At 59.9% G+C, this 289-nt stretch carries 1 protein-coding gene; it reads right to left on the reverse strand.

What is annotated here, in order from left to right:
* A partial coding sequence (locus E0702_RS16820) for a hypothetical protein (protein ID WP_132045705.1) occupies positions 1 to 289 on the reverse strand: 289 nt, incomplete at both ends.

The following is a 289-nucleotide window of genomic DNA, read 5'->3' on the forward strand; positions in this document are numbered from 1 at the left end:
GTGCTCGGCCACCTCTGCGGCAAGTTGGACAAAGCCTGTGTTGTGGATGCGGTCCATAAGGAAGGCTTCCAGTTCCGGGTCGCTGTCTATCTTCGCAGGCACGCCGGTTCGATGGTTCGCAAGATGTGCGTTGCCGCGCGGTGTGGCTGCGTCCAACTCGTGCGAGTGAAGCACCTTTGAAAGGCTGTTTAAGGCGCGTTTTTGAGCGATCTGCGCGGCATCGGTTTTCGCCTGGGCGGCCTGTAGGTCGGCAAGGGCGATTGCGAGAAGCGCGTCTTTGGTATTGGCC

Origin of the sequence: Halomonas marinisediminis (genome assembly GCF_004347715.1) — a bacterium.
Classification (GTDB): domain Bacteria; phylum Pseudomonadota; class Gammaproteobacteria; order Pseudomonadales; family Halomonadaceae; genus Halomonas; species Halomonas icarae.